Here is a 15,647-nt window from a genome sequence, read left to right as displayed (position 1 = left end):
CGATGAATCGAACGGGGAGGAGGTTCCGATGATTCTTGTACGACAGGAAATCGGCGATGTGCTGAGGGACTTCCGCCTGCAGAAGGGGCGCACCCTCCGGCAGGTCGCAAGCAAGGCTTCTGTCGCGCTCGGATACCTCAGCGAGGTCGAGCGGGGCCAGAAAGAGGCGTCGAGCGAGATCCTCGCTTCGGTCGCCGACGCGCTCGATGTGCCCATCTCGACGATCATGCGCGAGGTCGGAGATCGAATCTCCGTGCTCGAGGGCATCCAGGTTTTCCCGGATGTCGTTCCCGACGACCTCGTCGCATCGATCGAGCCCGAGCTCTCCCTCCACTGAGCTTCGGCCGGTCTGAGACACGATGCGTCGCAGTGAGTTCTTCCGCGCCGTCGAGACGGAGTTCCAGGCGCGTGCATCCTCGTTGGTGAACGATCTCGTTCTCGGCGTGCTCGGCAATCGGACGTCCGTCGAAGCGCTCGCAGACGGCGTGCCGCCCCGGGAGATCTGGCTCGCCCTGTGCGCAGAGATGGATGTTCCCGAGAACCGGCGACATGGCGTCGGACGTCAGGAGCCCCGTCGGCTCTGACGGTCCTCGTCGCGTTCGAGTCGTGCGGACTCCGACACGCCGATCACGGCGTGTTGTCGAAGATTCGTTCGAAGCGGGCGTATTCTTCTGCACAAGTGGTCACTGAGTTTCGTTTCGCACAGTTCATGGAAAAGCCGATGCAATGTCGGTGGCTCCTTCTACGGTGAAGAACAGGCCCAGAGCCATACGCCTTGTCGGAGAGTTGCTCCCAGTCGGGAGTGCCGCGGCAGCCTACAGGCGGCACCACGCGAGCAGAAGGAGCAGACCATGCCATCACCCGCCGACCGCGAGAAGTCCCTCGAGACAGCACTCGCCCAGATCGACCGCCAGTTCGGCAAGGGATCGGTCATGCGACTGGGCAGCGATGATCGCGCACCCGTCGCCGTCATCCCGACCGGCTCCATCGCGCTCGACGTCGCTCTCGGCGTCGGAGGCCTTCCGCGTGGTCGCATCGTGGAGATCTACGGACCGGAATCCTCCGGTAAGACGACGCTCACCCTGCACGCGATCGCGAATGCGCAGCGTGCCGGCGGCATCGCCGCGTTCATCGATGCCGAGCACGCGCTCGACCCCGACTACGCGGCCAAGCTCGGCGTCGACATCGACGCGCTCCTCGTCTCGCAGCCCGACACGGGTGAGCAGGCCCTCGAGATCGCCGACATGCTCGTGCGCTCCGGGGCGATCGACCTCATCGTCATCGACTCCGTGGCCGCTCTCGTGCCGCGTGCCGAGATCGAAGGCGAGATGGGCGACTCCCACGTGGGTCTGCAGGCGCGACTGATGTCGCAGGCGCTGCGAAAGCTCACCGGTGGTCTGAACCAGACCAACACGACGATGATCTTCATCAACCAGCTGCGTGAGAAGATCGGTGTCTTCTTCGGGTCTCCGGAGACCACGGCCGGCGGTAAGGCCCTGAAGTTCTACGCGTCGGTGCGACTCGACATCCGTCGAATCGAGACGCTGAAAGACGGCACCGACGCAGTCGGAAACCGCACCAGGGTCAAGGTCGTCAAGAACAAGATGGCTCCGCCCTTCAAGCAGGCGGAGTTCGACATCCTCTACGGCGTCGGGATCTCGCGCGAAGGCAGCCTGATCGACTTCGGCGTCGAGCACGGGATCGTGAAGAAGTCCGGCTCCTGGTACACCTACGACGGAGACCAGCTGGGTCAGGGCAAGGAGAACGCGCGCACCTTCCTGCTCAACAACGTCGACGTCGCTCTCGCGATCGAGACGCAGATCAAGCAGAAGCTGGGTATCGGCGGACACGTCGCGATTCCCGAGGCTCCTGTGGCTGCTGACGAGCTCGCCGAGCGTCGTCCGGCCTGATGAGTGACACACGTGGGGGCGATTCCGAGCGGATCGCCCCCATCATCCCTCTCTTCGGCAAGAAGGCGACCGACCCGGAGACGACCTCGGTGAGGCCCTCTGCCGCCGAGGCCATCGACGCCGAGAAGATCGTGCCGCGACGTACCGGCGACGCCGGGCTGTGGCGTTCGACGTGGGACGGTTCGTCTGAGCCGACGCCCATCGGCGACGACCGAGAGGTCGGAACGCCGAGCGATCGCCACCCGGCCCGAGGCGCGGCGGCGAGGGCGGCAGCGGCGGGGGAGTCACCGGACGAGAAGGGGCCCGCAGAGAAGTCCGCGCCGAGGCTTCGTGCCCTGCGCGACCCTCAGGCCACACTGGACGACGACCCATCCGAGCCGATGCGGTCACCGGACGAGATCCGCGCGACAGCGGAGCAGTCTCTGCTCCGCAAGCTTCGCGCCAAGTCGCTCTCGATCTCCGAGGCGCGGCTGGTGCTGCGAGGGCACGGTCTCGATGCGGGCCAGATCGACGACGTGATCGATGACTTCAGCCGCCGGCACTACCTCGATGACGCGGTCCTCGCCGGACTGCTCGTCACGTCGGGGGTGGAACGCAAGGGACAGGGTCGCGTAGCACTGTCGCGCGCCCTGTCTCAGCGCGGTCTTTCGCGCGACGTGATCGACGCGGCTCTCGACGAACTGCCCGACGATGACGCCGAGCGGGCTCTGGACTTCGCGCGGACGAAGGCACGCTCGATGAGCAGGCTCGACAACGACACCGCACTGCGACGGTTGATCGGACAGCTCGCCCGACGCGGATACAACGGCTCCGTGGCGATGAACGCGGCGAAGACGGCTCTGCGTGAGGTCTCCTCGGGCGGGTCATCTTCGGGTGTGCGCTTCGTGGATTCCGACTGAGCCGACTCGCTCCGGCGCCCGTGATCCGCTCGTACAATGGGAGGATCATGACTATCCCCCGGAGCGAGCCGACGATCATCAGCGCGTCGTCGGCGGCCATCGACGTCGACGGCCGACAGCGATCATACGAAGTGCGCACCTTCGGGTGCCAGATGAACGTGCACGATTCCGAGCGGCTTTCCGGCTCCCTGGAGAGCGCCGGTTATGTGCGAGCGAGCGAAGGCGCCGAAGCCGACGTCGTGATCATCAACACCTGTGCCGTCCGCGACAACGCGGCCGGAAAGCTCTACGGCACGCTCGGTCACCTCGCGTCGGTGAAGCGCCGCAAGGACGGCATGCAGATCGCCGTCGGCGGGTGCCTCGCCCAGATGGACAAGCAGGCCGTGCTCGACAAGGCACCCTGGGTCGATGTCGTCTTCGGCACGCACAACATGGGCTCCCTCCCCGGACTCCTCGAGCGCGCGCGTCACAACGGCGATGCGGAGCTCGAGATCCTCGAGTCGCTCGAGGTCTTCCCCTCGACGCTGCCGACCAAGCGGGACTCGGCACACAGCGGCTGGGTGTCGATCTCGGTCGGCTGCAACAACACCTGCACGTTCTGCATCGTGCCGAGCCTGCGTGGCAAGGAGAAGGATCGCCGCCCCGGCGACATCCTCAACGAGATCCGCCTGCTCGTCGACGACGGCGCGATCGAGGTCACCCTGCTCGGCCAGAACGTGAACTCCTACGGCGTCGAGTTCGGCGACCGCCAGGCGTTCGGCAAGCTCCTGCGGGCCGCCGGCGAGATCGACGGCCTCGAGCGCATCCGTTTCACCAGCCCGCACCCCGCCGCCTTCACCGACGACGTCATCGACGCGATGGCGGAGACCCCCAGCGTGATGCCGCAGCTGCACATGCCCCTCCAGTCGGGCAGCGACCGCATCCTCAAGGCGATGCGACGCTCGTACCGCAGTGAGCGGTTCCTCGGCATTCTCGATCGGGTGCGTGAGCGCATTCCCCACGCCGCGATCACGACCGACATCATCGTCGGATTCCCCGGCGAGACCGAGGAAGACTTCGAAGACACGATGCGCGTCGTCGAGCAGGCGCGCTTCTCCGGCGCCTTCACCTTCCAGTACTCGATCCGTGAGGGCACGCCTGCCGCCACGATGGAAGACCAGGTGCCCAAGGAGATCGTGCAAGCGCGATACAACCGGCTCATCGCGCTCCAGGAACGCATCTCGCTCGAAGAGAACCAGAAGCAGATCGGGCGTGAGATCGAGGTGCTCGTCTCGACGGGCGAGGGCAAGAAGGACGCGGAGACGCACCGTCTCACCGGTCGCGGCGAAGACAACCGCCTCGTCCACTTCGAGGTGACACCCGGTTCCGACCTTCCGCGGCCGGGAGACGTCGTCACCGTGACCGTCACCCACGCGGCTCCCTTCCATCTGCTCGCCGACGACCCCACCGGCGCACCGCTGCGCATCCGCCGGACACGCGGCGGTGACGCCTGGGATCGGGCCCAGTCCGAGTCGTGCGCGGTGCCGGCACCGGCGTCAGACGGCGGGCCGCGTGCCGTCTCGCTCGGACTGCCGACCCTGCGCGTCGGCGTGTGACCGCCGGGCCACGACTCTGGGCCATCGTCGGCGCGACCGGCACCGGTAAGAGCGACCTCGCTCTCGACCTCGCTGAAGCACTGCGCGCGCAGGGCAATCCTGCGGAGATCGTCAATGCCGATGCCATGCAGCTGTACCGCGGCATGGACATCGGCACCGCGAAGCTCCCCGTCGCCGAACGCAGGGGTATCCCGCATCATCTCTTCGATGTGCGCGAGGTCGATCAGGAGGCCGCGGTCGCCTGGTATCAGCCGCTGGCGCGCGCGTCCATCGCGGCCATCCACGAGCGCGGTGGCGACGCGATCCTGGTCGGCGGCTCCGGTCTCTACGTGTCGAGCGTCGTGTACGAGTTCCACTTCCCGCCCCGTGATCCGGCGATCCGCGAGCGCCTCGAGCGCGAGCTGGAGTCCGACGGCCTCGACGCCCTCCTCGCGCGTCTCCGGACTCTTGATCCGGAGACCGCGGCCCGGGTCGATCCCCGCAACGGTCGCCGTGTGATCCGCGCCCTGGAGGTGCTGGAGCAGGGTAACGAGACCCATGGCGCCGTGCTTCCCGAGCACCCGGTTCTCTGGCATCCGCGCACCCGCATGATCGGTCTGCGCGTCGACCGCGCGGACCTGGTCGAGAGGCTCGATGCCCGCGTCGATCGGATGTGGGAGGCAGGCCTCGTCAGTGAGGTCGCCGACCTCCGCGACAGGGGTCTTGAAAGCGGTGCCACCGCGAGCCGCGCGATCGGCTACGCGCAGGCGCTCGGACAGCTCGACGGTCGTCTGTCCGAGGGTGAGGCGATCGCCGAGACGCAGGCGCTCACGCGCCGGTACGCCCGGCGTCAGGTCTCCTGGTTCAAGCGCTACCGCGAGCTGGAGTGGTATGACGCGCCTGTGGGCGTCGATGCCGTCCTCGAGGCCTGACCCACCGGATGTCGGTGGCCGCTGGCATGCTCTCGGGCATGACGACACACTTCTTCACAGCGTCCAGTCTCGACGGGTTCATCGCGACCGCCGAGCACTCCCTCGACTGGTTGCTGAAGCAGGACATCGACCCTGACGGCCCCATGGCCTATCAGGGGTTCGAGAAGACGATCGGCGCACTCGCGATGGGTGCCTCGACGTACGAATGGGTGATGCAGCACGAAGAGGGCCGCTGGGGGTACACGCAGCCGGCCTGGGTCTTCACGCACCGCGAACTCGAGATCGCCGAAGGGGCCGACATCCGCCTCACGCAGGGCGACGTCGCCGGGGTGCATGCCGAGATGGTCGCGGCCGCCGACGGCAAGGATCTCTGGGTGATCGGCGGGGGAGACCTCGCCGGGCAGTTCGCCGACGCCGGTCTGCTCGACGAGGTGTGGGTGCAGTTCGCGCCGGTGACGCTCGGCTCCGGCGCTCCGCTCCTGCCACGCGTACTCGACCTCGAGCTGCTCGACGTCGCTCGCAACCGCAACTTCCTGTGCGGGCGCTACCGGGTGCTGCGCGGCTGAGGCGTGCGTTCCGGGGTGCCTTTCGTAATCCCTAGACTGGGATCATGGTCGCATTCACCAAGGGACACGGCACCGGCAACGACTTCATCATCATCGCCGACCCCAACGGGGAGCTCGATCTGACGGTCGAGCAGGTCGCCGTGCTCTGCGACCGGCACTTCGGGATCGGGGCCGACGGCATCCTGCGGGTGGTGCGATCCTCCGCGATCCCCGAAGGTGCGGCCGCCCTCGCGGAAGAGCCCGACGCCGAATGGTTCATGGACTATCGCAACGCCGACGGCTCGATCGCCGAGATGTGCGGAAACGGCATCCGGGTCTTCGCGCATTTCCTCGTGCGCGCCGGACTCGCGAGCATCGAGCAGGGTTCGACCCTGCCGATCGGAACCCGGGCCGGTGTCCGCGACGTGACGCGGAGTGCAACGGGCTACCAGGTCGATCTGGGACTCTGGAAGCTCTCCGGAGACGACCCGCTCGTGCGCGTCGACGGCCTGCCCGTGACGCGGCCCGGCCTCGGTATCGACATCGGCAATCCGCATGTGGTCGTCGCTCTCGCCTCCGAAGCGGAGCTCGCGTCGGTCGAACTGCACCGAGCCCCGGATCTCGACCCCGTGCTGCCCGCGGGTGCGAACATCGAGTTCGTCGTGCCCGGTGAGCCGCTGGTGCGCGACGGCATCGGTCACGTGACCATGCGCGTCCACGAGCGGGGCGTCGGCGAGACCCTCAGCTGCGGTACCGGGATCGCGGCGACCGCCCTCGCGGTACGGTACTGGGCGGGCGAGCAGGCGCCGAACAACTGGCAGGTCGAGGTGCCCGGCGGCACGCTCAGCGTGCGCATGTTCCCGGCGGAGGACGGCGAGCACGTCGGGCTGGCCGGTCCCGCGCAGCTCGTGTTCCAGGGCGAGGTCGACCTGATCTGAGCGGCGGGCAGGCGCGGCTCAGCTGAGGGTGATCGGCTCCGTCACCGGAGTTCCGTGCTTGCGCACCTTGAGGATGCGGTAGCCCTTGCCGGTCGCCGTGCGGAACACGCTGTAGCCCGGGTGGAACGTCGCTCCGATCCAGCGCTGCAGAGAGTCCGCCCCCAGGTTCCGCTGCACCACGAGCCACGCGTCGCTGCGATCGTCGAGTCGCGGGATCCAGCGCTCCAACAGGCCGTGCAGCTCGTTCTTCCCGACGCGGATCGGCGGATTGGAGCGGATCGTGCGGAACGTGACGTCTTCGGGAACATCATCGGGCAGCGAAGCGTTGACATTGGAGAGACCGAGGGCTGCAGCATTGCGGCGCACGAGATCGAGGGCTCGCTCGTTCACATCGACGGCCCACACGGTCGCGTGCGGCGCGGCCAGGGCCATCGACAGGGTGATCGGACCCCAGCCGCTCCCGAGGTCCAGGAGATTGCCACCCGGAGGGACCGGGGGCATGTTGGCGAGGAGCACTGCGGTGCCGGCATCCAGCCGATCCGGGCTGAAGACGCCACCCGCGGTGGTGACATCCAGCTCACGGCCTGCGAGTGACACACGGATCGATCGCAGATTCTCGGGGCTTGCCGGGGCCGCAGTGAAGTAGTGTTCAGACCCCATACGGTGAGCGTACCGGACACCCCGGGCTAAGGTTAAGGCTCGCAACGAAAGCAGAGATCAGGAACGGATGACGGAGACCACCACACACTCCACCGATGACGAGGCGCTCGACCGCGTGCTCGCGAACGCAGAGAAGCGCTCCGAGGTTCGCGTCTTCGGCGCCGCACAGGCGCTGCAGGACGACTCGACCGCCGCACACTCGACGACGGACGGCAATCAGTGGGACCTCGAGGATCGCCACGCGCTGCGTCGCGTCGGCGGCCTCTCGACAGAACTCGAAGACGTCACCGAGGTCGAGTACCGACAGCTTCGACTGGAGAACGTCGTGCTCGTGGGCGTCTACCCCCAGGGTGCACAGGAGGACGCGGAGAATTCGCTGCGCGAACTCGCCGCTCTGGCTGAGACAGCGGGCGCCGTCGTGCTCGACGGCGTGCTCCAGCGCCGTCCGCACCCGGATGCCGCCACCTACCTCGGTCGAGGCAAGGCGCAGGAGCTCAAGGACATCGTCGCGGCGGTCGGCGCCGACACCGTGATCGCCGACACCGAGCTCGCACCGAGCCAGCGTCGAGCACTGGAAGACGTGGTCAAGGTGAAGGTCATCGACCGCACGACCGTGATCCTCGACATCTTCAGCCAGCACGCCAAGAGCCGCGAGGGCAAGGCTCAGGTCGAGCTCGCACAGCTCGAATACCTGCTTCCCCGCCTCCGCGGCTGGGGTGACTCGATGAGCCGTCAGGCCGGTGGACAGGTCGGTGCCGGAGGCGCCGGAATGGGTTCCCGTGGTCCCGGTGAGACCAAGATCGAACTCGATCGTCGTCGCATCCGCACCAAGATGGCGCTGCTGCGCCGACAGATCCGCGATTTCGGTCCGGCTCGGGAGGCAAAGCGCGCCGAGCGCAAGCGCAACACGATCCCTTCCGTGGCGATCGCGGGGTACACGAATGCCGGCAAGTCCAGTCTGCTGAACGCGCTCACGAGCGCGGGCGTGCTCGTCGAGAACGCGCTGTTCGCGACCCTCGACGCGACTGTGCGCCGTTCGGAGACCGAAGACGGTCGTGTCTACACGATCACCGACACCGTGGGTTTCGTCCGCAACCTGCCGCATCAGCTGGTCGAGGCATTCCGCTCGACGCTGGAGGAGGTCGGTCAGGCCGACGTCGTGCTGCACGTCGTCGAAGGATCGCACCCCGACCCGGCGGGTCAGCTGCAGACGGTGCGCGACGTGATGGGCGACGTCGGCGTTCGCGATCTGCCCGAGATCGTGGTCTTCAACAAGGCCGACCTGATCAGCGAGGACGAGCGGATGGTGCTCCGCGGTCTGCAGCCGCACGCCCATTTCGTCTCGTCACGGTCGGGCGAGGGCATCGCCGAGCTGCGCGCCGCCATCGAGGAGGCGCTGCCGAAGCCGGCGGTCGAGGTGCACGCGGTGGTCCCGTACGACCGCGGAGACCTGATCGCGGCGATCCACGAGACGGGGATGCTGCTGTCGGTCGAGCACCGGGAGGACGGCACTGCCGTGCACGCCCGAGTCTCTGAGCGTCTCGCCGCCGACCTGGCGCCGTTCGCTCGCGCCGTCTGAGTCCGCTCAGCGAGCCAGGAACCGCGCCTCGACGGTCGCGGAGATCACGATGTCCTCGGGTTCGTACTGCATCGCGGCGCCGGAGTCTGCGGCGAAGGCGGCTCCGCGCGCCTTCATCATGGGGGCGGCCGGAGACGGCTGACCGCTCGAGATCAGGCCGACGTCGGCGATCTCGCGCGGGGTGACCTCGCCGAGGCCGAGGGCATGGGCGTAGGTCTCCGCCCGGGTGACCGCGACGCCGACGGCCTGCGCGGCGACCTCGCGCTCGATGCGCGCGCTGGTCTCGGGCGTCAGGTGCCAGTTCACCCAGCCGACCTCGACGCCGTCCCAGGGCGAGATGTCCGACACCCAGATGGAGAGCTCGGACGCCTCGACGAAGGTCGCGGTGAAATCGATGCTCGCGTAGTACACGGGCGCCAGGCGTTTGCCGTCGTTGTTCCATGGGCGCTCCGCGCGGACGGAGAGGCGCTTGCTCGTCCAGTCGACGACGCTCCCGGCATCCGCCCGCTGCGTGATGCTGGCGCGCACCGGCTCTGCGAGCGTCATGACGTGGTCGACGACGGAGGCGCGTTCGGGCCCCTCTGCTCGTACGCTGACGCTGATGGTGGCGCGCTCCGGCGCGACCCGCGCCTCGTGCTCGCCGCGGACGGTGACCGTGACATCGCTCATGGGGCGACTCTACGCCAGCCCCCTCGGGCCCTGCGGAATGGCGCAGACTCCCGCGACGTTGTAGTCTGAGATGCTCGGGTGTTCGTCACCCGGCTGACAATTCCACAGTGCGACAGCGGCTCCTTCGAGAGAAGGACCACGGGGCTGATCGGTTTCGACAGCGCCTGTGTATCCACGAGAAGCGGGCCGAGGATGCAGAGTTATCTCGTAAACGCTCTCTGCAAAAAAATAGTTGCCGAAACCAAGCGCAACGACTTCGCCCTCGCTGCATAAGCGAGCCCGATAGTCCGTCAGACCGTGTGTGATTCCGACACGGACCCTGGCGTCATCTAGGAATCTTGCTGTGTGACGGCGTCTGGACGTCACGCGGGACTCTTCCCAGGCTGGGCTCGTCGACTTAGGTGTCTGTGACAAAGGTCGGAGCCGAGCAGAACGTCTTCACAGACTGCGCCCGGAGAAGGCGTGGATTAGCAGCGTTGGACGGGGGTTCGATTCCCCCCAGCTCCACCAAGCCGTTGTCGCGGGAGAAGCCCCCTGTGAACTCATGAGAATGAGGACACAGGGGGCTTCTGCGTGTGCGCTCAGCGGGGAGAGCCGAGGTCGAGCGCGCATTCGTTCATCACGAGCGGCTGCTCGCGGAAGACATCGGTCGTCGAACCGACGTACTCGAAGCCTGCTCGGCGACAGACGGCGTTCGACGCCGGGTTGTCGACCCCGGGGAACGCCACCAGCACGTGTCTGCCGCTCTCGGCCTCCTCCTCGCGGAGGTCGTCGATCAGCAGTGCGAGAGCGCGGGCGGCGACGCCGTGTCCCTGCGCCTCGGGCAGCACGAACCATCCGGTCTCCCACGCCTCCTGCTCGCGCCAGGTCACTTTCCAGTACCCGATCGACCCGACGGCGACCCCGCCGAGCAGGATCGCGAACATCCGGGCCTCGCCCGTCTCGAGGTATCCGAGGTAGCGGGCGTGTCGGTCTTCGACCTGCTCGATGGTCTCGGGGCCGTTGAGGTGTGCCGTCATCTCGGGGGAGTTCGCCCGGTGGAGAAGCGGCAGGTCATCGTTCTGCCAGAGGCGAAGGGCAAGGGGCTCCATGCGCCCAGCGTGACACGGGCCACCGACTTTTGTGACGCGCTCAGAGGCGCGCCGGCTGCGCGGGCAGGCGCATGATCAGCGTGTGATGGTCGACCGTGATCGTCGCCGCCGACACGGCGCCGATGGCGTCGCCGTCGAACTGCATGACCTGAGGTTCGCTGAGGCGGATGCTGAGCGTCGATGCCTGTGCCCAGCGGATCGAGCGGAGCGGGGGTGAGACCTCCGAGATACGTCGGCCGAACCGGGTGTGGCGCAGCATCCGGTTGAACGTGATGCGGACCCCGATCACCCACCAGCCGGGGCCTCGACCGGGACGGAGGATGACGGCATCGAGGAACCCGTCGTCGATGACGGCGTCGGGGAGCAGGAGCAGACCGGCGGGCAGGTAACCCGAGTTCCCGACGATCACCGTATGCGCACGGGTCTTCCGCTCCGGCGCGTCGTCGAGGCGATACGTCAGGTCGAACTGCTTGTTCCCGATGACGCTCCGCGCGATCGGGTCGACGTACGCGAGCCAGCCGATGCGCTTCTTCATCGGCTTGCTGACGTTCGCGGCCATCTGGGCGTCGACGCCGATGCCCGCCATCACGAGGAACGAGTGCTGCGACACGCTCCCGTCCTCCCGCTCGACCTCCGCGAGTCCCACGTCGATCGGGCGATCGACACCGAGGAAGGCGATCGAGACCGCGCCTGCGAGGTCGCTCATCGGAAGCCGCAGCTCCCGGGCGAAGTTGTTCGCTGTGCCCACCGGGATGAGCGCCAAGGGGATGTTCGTTCCCCGCAGCCGGTCGGCCGCCTCTCGCAGCGTGCCGTCGCCGCCGGCGACGAGCACGACATCCGGCTCTGCGGCGAGAGCCGCGTCGACGGCAGCCCGCCCGTCATCCTCTGCTGCCGTCTCGAACCATGTCGTCGGATCCCAGCCGGAGCGCTCCTCTTCGGACGCGACGACCCTCCGGAACCGCTCCATGTCGACCTTCGCAGGGTTGACGACGACCGCGGCGCGTGGTCTGTCGGCAGGAAGGGGCACAGGCTCATCCTAGGCATCTCGGCCGTGGTTCCCGCTCCGACCCGAAGGCCGACATATCGCTTCGATACGATGGGGGGATGAGTGAGGTCGGCATCGAGGAGAGGATCTTCCGTGCCGCCCTCGAGATCCTCCGAAAGCGCGGCCCTCTCGCCGTCAGCGTGGAATCGGTCGCGGCGGCGTCGGGCGTCGCGAAGACGACCATCTACCGGCGTTTTCAGAACCGCGAGGAGATGCTGACCTCGGCCGTGGCATCCGTCTCGTCCGTCGCTGTGATCCCTGACGACCTCCCGACCGAGGACATGATCCGCTGGGTGCTCAGCCATGCCCGCGACACCATCGAGAACGTCGTCGGACGCGGAACCCTGGCGGCAGTGGTGATGGATTCCGACCCGGAGTTCACGACCCTGCTGCGCGGGATGATCCGCACGACGACCGCCCCGCTGCGGGACGAGATCCGCGCACGGGCGCAACGCGGGGAGATCCGGCGCGACCTCGACGTCGAGTTGATCATCAGCCTGCTTCTCGGCGGAGTGGTCGCCGAGATGATCCGTGGGCGTCCGACCGACGACGCCTGGGTCGAGTCGGTGCTCACCCTCGTCTGGCCGGCGTTCGACGCTCGCTGAGCGCCGTCGCGATCAGTCTGCGAGGATCTTGTTCGGGTTGAAGTTCGCGCCCTTGTCGGCGCCGTCGAACAGCGCCGTCATGACCTTCACGCCCTCGGCGGAGATGTCTTCCTCGAGCCAGGCCGAATGCTCGCGCCCGACCCCGTGGTGGTGCGAGATCGTGGCGTCGTTGTCGACGAACGCCTGCTGGATCGCCTTCTTCACCGTGTCGTACTCGCCGATGGGGTCGTCGCCGAAGACGAAGGCGAACGTGAAGTACAGGCAGGCGCCCGAGTGGTACGAGTGCGACATGTGCGACATGATCCAGCCCTTGCGGCCGATCTCGTCGTAGGCCTTCTGGGCCGCCGCGTACACCGCGTCATGCACGGCCGTCAGCTTCGACCACGGCGCCGCCGTCTCGGACACGTCACCCGCGGCGCCCATGTCGAGCAGGAAGTCGCGCAGGTACGGGGTATCGAACTTCTTCTGGTCGTAGAGGATGCCGGGGCCCTCGCCCACGCCCATCCCGCCGTGCTTCTTCACGATCGCGTCGACGAGTTTCTTCTGACGCTTCGCGTGCGCGGTGCCGCCCTCGTACCCGATGAAGGACAGGCAGATGTCATCGAGGTTCCATCCCTTCGCCTTCATCAGGCGGGGGAGCGCGGTCTCGGCCGTGAACTTCGAGAAGCCCTGGCGCTGTTTGCTGGTCGCCAGCGTGAACCCCGTCTCGCGGGCATCCGAGATGCGGGTGATCGAGGGAGTCGCGTCGGATTCGGCGATCGCGCGCATGGCGGCGATGCCGGCGTCCCAGTTCGGGAAGAAGTACGCGTAGATGTTGCGCTTCTCGGGCACGCGATGCACCTGCACCGTGACCTCGGTGATGACGCCGAGGCGCCCCTCGCTGCCGAGGATCATCTCGCGCACGCTGGGTCCGCTGGAGGTGCTCGGCAGTGGGCGCAGGACCAGCACATCACCCGGCCGCACGACGCGCAGCCCACGGGCGATGTCGGCGATGTCGCCGTACTTGTCGGACTGCATGCCGGAGGAGCGCGTGGCGACCCAGCCGCCGACCGTCGAGTGGGTGAAGCTGTCGGGGAAGTGCCCGATGGTCCATCCCTTCGCGTTCAGCTGCGCTTCGAGGTCGGGTCCCTGGGCGCCGGCCTGGATCCGCGCGAGACCCGATTCCCTGTCGATGTCGATGACCTCGCGCAGGCGGCCGAGGTCGAGCGAGACGATCGTGCGCGTCTCCGCGGGGACGGGCTCGAGGCTGCCGGCGATGTTGCTGCCGCCGCCGAACGGGATGATGACGGCGTCTGCGGCGACCGCGGCATCCACGATCGCCTGGACCTCTGCCTCGTCGGCGGGGTAGACGACAACGTCGGGACTGCGCAGGATGGCGTTGCCGCGGATGCGCACGAGGTCGCGCAGGCTCTTGCCATAGGTGTGCACCACGCGCGCCATGTCATCGGTGGTGGCGTGCTCCTCGCCGACGATCGCGACCAGCTGCTGCACGAAATCGGGTGAGGCGTTGCTCTCGGGGACGTTCAGATCGGCGAACGACGGCTCGCTCGCGCGCGTGGCGCGGCCGAGGTCGAGCCCCACGGCGTACTCGACGAAGGGAGCGAAGCCGGGCTTGTCCTCGTGGTGGAAGCCCACCCCGTCCTTGCCCCAGCCCCACCACTTCATGTGCGCGACGGTGTTGCTCATACATGTCCCTTCTGCGCGTGCTCCGCCGGTGCGGGGAGCACGGATGAGTGCAATCGTCGGACTTCGTCTGCGATCCGACGGGAGAAGTCTTCTGCTGATTCTTGCGCATCCGGCAGCATCGGCGCGCCGATCACGATCGCGACCGGCAGGCGGCCGGGTTTGGGCCAGTTGCGTCCGCGGGGCATCGCCGTCGACGCGCCGACCAAGGCGATCGGCAGGCACGGCACCTGGGTCGCCAGCGAGAGCGCGGCGGCGCCGGGTTTGAAGCGCCCGATCTCTCCCGACTTCGAACGACCGCCCTCCGGGAAGATCAGGATCGGCACTCCTCGCGTGAGGAGTGACCGAGAGAGTCCTCCGCGCTTGCGTTCGCCGTTGCGCTCGATGGCGAACGCGCCGAAGAAGAGGATCGTGAGGGCCTTACGCCACCTCACGTCGAAGAAGTAGTCCGCGGCCGCACCCGCGGCGAGGTAGCGGGACAGCCGGCGCGGAAGCCAGCCCATGATCAGCGGCGCATCGAGGTGGCTCGAATGGTTCGCGACCGCGATGAACGGGGCCGACAGGCCGTCGACTCGTTCGGCCCCGTGCACGGTGACCTTCACGAGGTTCCAGACGAGGGGCTTGAGCAGCGCGCGCTGCGCGAGGAATCGAAGCACCGCGAGGGGCTTCGAGGTGAAGCGGTCCGTCATCAGGAGTCCTCGGTCGTCGTGAGAGTGGTCAGGGGATCGGTGCTCTGCGCGGGTCTGCTGCGCCGAGAGGAGATCTTCCCGGAGATCCATCGGATGACAGAGCGCGGCAGGTGCCGCGCGAACCATCCGATCGCACGATAGCGCCCGGTCGGTATCGAGATCACCCGGCCTCGGTCCAGGTCGGCGAGGGCGGTGCGGGCGACGACATCGGGGCCGATCCACAGCCAGCCGGGTATCGCGCTGGCGCGCGCGCCGGATCCCGTGTGCCAGGGGGTCGTGACCCATCCCGGAAGGACGGCGGTGACCGTCACGCCGGTTCCTCGCAGCTCGACGGACAGGCTCTGGGAGTAGGACGTCACCCACGCCTTCATCGCCGCGTAGGAGCCTGTGGTGAAGAGGCTCTGCAGGCTCGAGACGTTGAGGATCGCTCCGGTGCCGCGGTCGCGCATCGTGCGTCCGGCGGCGCCGCCGAGAAGGAGCACGGCGGTGCACATCACGGCGATCCCGCGATCGTGGGCGGCGGTGTCGCTCGAGGTCAGCTCCGCGCGCACGCCGGAGCCCGCGTTGTTGACGAGCAGGTCGATGGGCCGCTCCGGGTCTTCGATGCGCGCGACGACGCGCTCGGCATCCGCTCGTTCGGCCAGATCGGCGCTGATCGTCTCGACGGCGACCCCTCGCGTGCTGCTCAGTGCGGCGGCAGCGGAGGCGAGTCGCCCCGGGTCTCTCGCCACGAGCACGAGGTCGTAGCCACGGGCAGCGAGTTGTTCCGCGAACGCGGCACCGATGCCCGAGGTTCCGCCCGTGATGAGAGCCGTAGCCATGACGTTC

At 67.7% G+C, this 15,647-nt stretch carries 17 protein-coding genes and 1 other RNA gene; 11 read left to right on the top strand and 7 right to left on the bottom strand.

Annotated elements, in window-relative coordinates; all coding sequences use genetic code 11:
* Positions 1-28: 28 nt before the first annotated feature.
* From DW306_RS16550 to dapF, 8 genes are all read left to right on the top strand, one after another.
* The gene (locus DW306_RS16550; RefSeq protein WP_060925763.1) at positions 29-337 is read left to right on the top strand and encodes a helix-turn-helix transcriptional regulator; all 309 of its coding nucleotides are present in this window, start codon (positions 29-31) and stop codon (positions 335-337) included.
* Positions 338-359: 22 nt separating this feature from the next.
* Entirely contained in the window at positions 360-584 is a 225-nt protein-coding gene (locus DW306_RS16545; protein ID WP_136056677.1) for a DUF3046 domain-containing protein, read from the top strand.
* Between the two features lie 267 nt (positions 585-851).
* Entirely contained in the window at positions 852-1,910 is a 1,059-nt protein-coding gene (gene recA / locus DW306_RS16540; protein ID WP_136056676.1) for a recombinase RecA, read from the top strand.
* Positions 1,910-2,809, top strand: coding sequence for a regulatory protein RecX (locus DW306_RS21665; protein WP_240747234.1), 900 nt, complete (start codon positions 1,910-1,912; stop codon positions 2,807-2,809). The genes recA and DW306_RS21665 overlap by 1 nt, the downstream gene beginning before the upstream one ends.
* A 47-nt stretch (positions 2,810-2,856) precedes the next feature.
* Positions 2,857-4,404, top strand: a complete 1,548-nt coding sequence (miaB, locus tag DW306_RS16530; protein WP_136056675.1) for a tRNA (N6-isopentenyl adenosine(37)-C2)-methylthiotransferase MiaB — start codon at positions 2,857-2,859, stop codon at positions 4,402-4,404.
* Entirely contained in the window at positions 4,401-5,315 is a 915-nt protein-coding gene (gene miaA, locus DW306_RS16525; RefSeq protein ID WP_136056674.1) for a tRNA (adenosine(37)-N6)-dimethylallyltransferase MiaA, read from the top strand. Before miaB ends, miaA begins: the two co-directional genes overlap by 4 nt.
* A 38-nt stretch (positions 5,316-5,353) precedes the next feature.
* On the top strand, positions 5,354-5,881 hold the full coding sequence (locus DW306_RS16520) for a dihydrofolate reductase family protein (protein ID WP_136056673.1): 528 nt from the start codon (positions 5,354-5,356) through the stop codon (positions 5,879-5,881).
* Between the two features lie 44 nt (positions 5,882-5,925).
* Positions 5,926-6,798 (top strand): diaminopimelate epimerase, encoded by an 873-nt coding sequence (gene dapF / locus DW306_RS16515; protein ID WP_136056672.1) that lies wholly within the window; start codon positions 5,926-5,928, stop codon positions 6,796-6,798.
* 18 nt (positions 6,799-6,816) lie between these two features.
* Here the strand turns inward: dapF and DW306_RS16510 are convergent, their stop codons facing one another.
* Positions 6,817-7,458 (bottom strand): methyltransferase, encoded by a 642-nt coding sequence (locus DW306_RS16510; protein ID WP_136056671.1) that lies wholly within the window; start codon positions 7,456-7,458, stop codon positions 6,817-6,819.
* A 67-nt stretch (positions 7,459-7,525) separates the two neighbouring features.
* Between DW306_RS16510 and hflX the strand changes: the two genes are divergently transcribed.
* On the top strand, positions 7,526-9,037 hold the full coding sequence (gene hflX / locus DW306_RS16505) for a GTPase HflX (RefSeq protein WP_136056670.1): 1,512 nt from the start codon (positions 7,526-7,528) through the stop codon (positions 9,035-9,037).
* A 6-nt stretch (positions 9,038-9,043) separates the two neighbouring features.
* Here hflX and DW306_RS16500 read toward each other — a convergent pair whose 3' ends face one another.
* Positions 9,044-9,706 carry an SIMPL domain-containing protein gene (locus DW306_RS16500; protein ID WP_136056669.1) on the bottom strand — a complete coding sequence of 221 codons (663 nt, stop codon included), beginning with the start codon at positions 9,704-9,706 and terminating at the stop codon, positions 9,044-9,046.
* A 140-nt stretch (positions 9,707-9,846) separates the two neighbouring features.
* On the opposite strand from DW306_RS16500, the gene ssrA reads away from it, so the two are divergent.
* Positions 9,847-10,216: a transfer-messenger RNA gene (gene ssrA / locus DW306_RS16495) on the top strand.
* Positions 10,217-10,287: 71 nt separating this feature from the next.
* Here ssrA and DW306_RS16490 read toward each other — a convergent pair.
* Both DW306_RS16490 and DW306_RS16485 read right to left on the bottom strand, forming a co-directional pair.
* Entirely contained in the window at positions 10,288-10,797 is a 510-nt protein-coding gene (locus tag DW306_RS16490) for a GNAT family N-acetyltransferase (protein ID WP_136056668.1), read from the bottom strand.
* Between the two features lie 40 nt (positions 10,798-10,837).
* Positions 10,838-11,824, bottom strand: a complete 987-nt coding sequence (locus DW306_RS16485; RefSeq protein WP_240747233.1) for a diacylglycerol kinase family protein — start codon at positions 11,822-11,824, stop codon at positions 10,838-10,840.
* A 77-nt stretch (positions 11,825-11,901) separates the two neighbouring features.
* On the opposite strand from DW306_RS16485, the gene DW306_RS16480 reads away from it, so the two are divergent.
* On the top strand, positions 11,902-12,447 hold the full coding sequence (locus DW306_RS16480; RefSeq protein WP_136056667.1) for a TetR/AcrR family transcriptional regulator: 546 nt from the start codon (positions 11,902-11,904) through the stop codon (positions 12,445-12,447).
* Positions 12,448-12,459: 12 nt separating this feature from the next.
* Here DW306_RS16480 and DW306_RS16475 read toward each other — a convergent pair whose 3' ends face one another.
* Genes DW306_RS16475 through DW306_RS16465 form a run of 3 tightly spaced genes read right to left on the bottom strand, consistent with a single transcriptional unit; the run spans position 12,460 to position 15,640 of the window.
* A complete protein-coding gene (locus DW306_RS16475; protein WP_136056666.1) occupies positions 12,460-14,133 on the bottom strand; it encodes an FAD-binding oxidoreductase in 1,674 nt (557 codons plus the stop codon).
* Positions 14,130-14,819, bottom strand: a complete 690-nt coding sequence (locus tag DW306_RS16470) for a lysophospholipid acyltransferase family protein (RefSeq protein ID WP_136056665.1) — start codon at positions 14,817-14,819, stop codon at positions 14,130-14,132. The genes DW306_RS16475 and DW306_RS16470 overlap by 4 nt, the downstream gene beginning before the upstream one ends.
* On the bottom strand, positions 14,819-15,640 hold the full coding sequence (locus DW306_RS16465) for an SDR family NAD(P)-dependent oxidoreductase (RefSeq protein WP_136056664.1): 822 nt from the start codon (positions 15,638-15,640) through the stop codon (positions 14,819-14,821). Before DW306_RS16465 ends, DW306_RS16470 begins: the two co-directional genes overlap by 1 nt.
* Positions 15,641-15,647: the final 7 nt, after the last annotated feature.

The sequence above is a fragment of the Microbacterium sp. K24 genome, from assembly GCF_004794465.1.
Classification (GTDB): Bacteria; Actinomycetota; Actinomycetes; order Actinomycetales; family Microbacteriaceae; genus Microbacterium.
Note: the sequence above shows the minus strand (reverse complement) of the source record. Positions and strands in the feature narration are given on the sequence as shown.